At 73.9% G+C, this 2,661-nt stretch carries 3 protein-coding genes; 2 read left to right on the forward strand and 1 reads right to left on the reverse strand.

Annotated elements, in window-relative coordinates:
* The first annotated feature begins 137 nt into the window (after positions 1-137).
* On the forward strand, positions 138-272 hold the full coding sequence (locus ACWEN3_RS44940; RefSeq protein ID WP_452984020.1) for an SPW_0924 family protein: 135 nt from the start codon (positions 138-140) through the stop codon (positions 270-272).
* Between the two features lie 27 nt (positions 273-299).
* On the forward strand, positions 300-1,292 hold the full coding sequence (locus ACWEN3_RS44945) for a DUF3068 domain-containing protein (RefSeq protein ID WP_452984022.1): 993 nt from the start codon (positions 300-302) through the stop codon (positions 1,290-1,292).
* Here the strand turns inward: ACWEN3_RS44945 and ACWEN3_RS44950 are convergent.
* On the reverse strand, positions 1,282-2,661 hold a 1,380-nt coding region (locus ACWEN3_RS44950; RefSeq protein ID WP_452984024.1), incomplete at its 5' end, for an ATP-dependent helicase C-terminal domain-containing protein. The two genes, ACWEN3_RS44945 and ACWEN3_RS44950, sit on opposite strands and share 11 nt — an antisense overlap.

Below are 2,661 nucleotides of genomic sequence, written 5' to 3' on the forward strand. Positions count from 1 at the left end.
CCCCGCTCCGGCGGGGAGGGCGCCCTCGTTCGTGCGTGCACCGCTGTTCTCATCTCGCCCGCCCGTTGCTACGGTGCCGAACCTGACGCTCCATCAGAAAGCCGTCAGGACATCGACCGCCCGCCGGGAGGCCCCGCATGCGCGCCCTGATCGCCGCCGCGACCGGTCTCGCCCTCGCGTTCGCCCTGGTCCTCACGATCAGCGCGACGGGCTCGCCGTCGGGCCGGACGTCCCCCAAGCCGCTGCTGACGACGGTGCCCTCGCACCCGTAGCCGCGCCCGTCCGGGAGGGAGGCCGGAATGCGCCGCACGGCAAGCCTGGTCCTGCTCGCCTGTGCCGTGTTCTGCGCGGCACTGTCCCCGCTGCTGCGCTGGTACGCCTTCCCGCGCCTGGCCAGGATCCCCGCGAACCAGTACCAGGACATGGTCCTGGAGGCCAAGGGCGCCACCCTCCTCGACTACGGCACCATGCGCGCGAAGAAGGTCTCCAAGGTCACCATCGTGCAGACGCTCAAGGGCGATGTGGAAGCCGCGCGGCGGATCGAGAGGACGGCGGGCCGCCCGGTCGTGGTCTGGGACAGCCTGTCCTACGTCCAGGGCCCCGACGGCAAGATGGTCTCCCGCGTCCCCGAGCGCTACATCTTCGACGCGCACAGCCAGGCCCCCGTGCACGCCACCGGCGAGACGGTCGACGGCGACCCGGTCAGGCGGGAGGGCATCGAGTTCAAGTGGCCCTTCCTGACCCAGAAACGGGACTACGAGTACTTCGACGCGCAGACGCGTACCACCAACCCCATCCACTACAAGGGCACTCGGACCTTCCGCGGGCTGGAGGTCTACTACTTCGAGCAGACGATCCCCTGGACCAAGGTCCCCATGCCGAAGACCATGCCGGTCCAGGGCATCACCCCTGAGTCGGTCGCCAGGACCGGCACCACCCGCTGGTACACCACCGTGCGCAGGTTCTGGGTCGAACCGGTCACCGGAGCACCCGTCTACGGCGAGGAGGTCCACAAGGAGGAACTGCGCGGCGGCACCCTGCTCGGGGGCCGGGCCAGGGTCACGGCTTTCGCCGGGGACGTGAAGATGCGCGAGGACTACATCGAGCACACGGTCGCCCTCGTCGAGCACAACCGCACCCTCGTCCTGATGCTCACCTCGTACGTCCCCTGGGGCTCCCTGGTCCTCGGCCTGCTGCTCCTCGCGCTCTCGCTCTGGCTGGAGGCCCGCGCCCGCCGGCCCGGGGACCCGGCGCCCGCGCAGGCGACGGAGCCCGAACCGGTCAGCGCCTGAGCCGCGCGCTGGTGTGCCGGGTGGGCTCGGCGGCCGCCGGGTCCTCGGGCCACGGATGCTTCGGATACCGGCCGCGCAGCTCCGCCCGCACGCCCTGGTAACCGTCCTTCCAGAAGGAGGCCAGGTCGGCCGTGACGGCGGCGGGCCGCCCGGCGGGGGACAGCAGATGCACGAGCAGCGGCACCCCCGCCACGGCCGGCGTCCGCTGCAGCCCGAACATCTCCTGCAGCTTCACCGCGAGCACCGGCCGCTCCGGATCCCGATAGTCGATCCGGATCCTGGACCCGCTCGGCACGGTGATCCGCTCGGGCGCCAGCTCGTCCAGCCGACCCGCCTCCCCGCTCGCCCAGGGCAGCAGCCGCGTGAGCGCCTGCCCGGCGTCCATCCGCGCGAGATCGGACCGCCGCCGGGCCCGGCTCAGCTCCGGCTCCAGCCACTCCTCCACGCGCGCGTGCAGCGACTCGTCCGACACCTCCGGCCACGGCTCCCCGAGGCGCGCGTGCAGGAACGCCAGCCGCTGCCGCAGCACCTCCGCCTCCGGCGACCAGCGCAGCAGCCCGAGCCCCTCCTGCCGGAGCCCTTCCAGCAGGGCGGCGCGTACGAGGGCCGGGTCGGCGTCCTTCAGGGTGCGTACGGCCAGCTCGATCGCCCCCAGCCGCTCGACACGCCGGGCCACGACGTCCCCGTCGGCCCAGTGCACCTCCTCCCGCTCGTCCAGGAGCGACCCGGCGGCGGCCCGCGCCACGTCCTCGGACACGGCGGCCCCCAGGCGCACCCGCGCGTGCCCCTTCCCGGCGGGCCGGTCGGCGACGGCCACCACGATCCAGGGCGCGCCCCGCAACGCGGACCCCTCGCCCAGCTCGGCCCGGGTCCCGGACGCCATCAGATACGACCCACCGTCCAACTTCCCAACCCGCTCGGGAAACGCCAACGCGCCGACGAGCCCGGCGAGCCGGTCCGACCCGGCCGGAAGCGCGGGCTCAGAAGCAGCCGTTCCGGCCCGCGACGCGCGGTCACGACTCTCGGGTTGGGCGGTCGCTCCTGCCTCGACGGTCGCCTGTGGCCGACGGTCACGGGCGGGCCGGCCGGAGAGATCCCCTGAGGCGGCCCGCAGCCGCCGGACCTCCGCGGCCCACCGCCCCGCGTAGGCGTCACCCCCACGCCGGGCCCGCCGCAGCGCACCGGAAAGATCATCGCCGTAGTCCCGCGGCACCTCTTCGGAGAGCAGGGCGACGACCTCGGCACCCTGACCGGAGGTGTCCAGCAGGGACCGCCCCAGCCGGGGGTGCACCCCCAGCCGGGCCAGCCGAGACGAAGGACACGACCGCCGAGGAGCGGCCCGCCCGGACCGCCGAGGAGGCCGTCGAGC

The sequence above is a fragment of the Streptomyces sp. NPDC004561 genome (assembly GCF_053602155.1).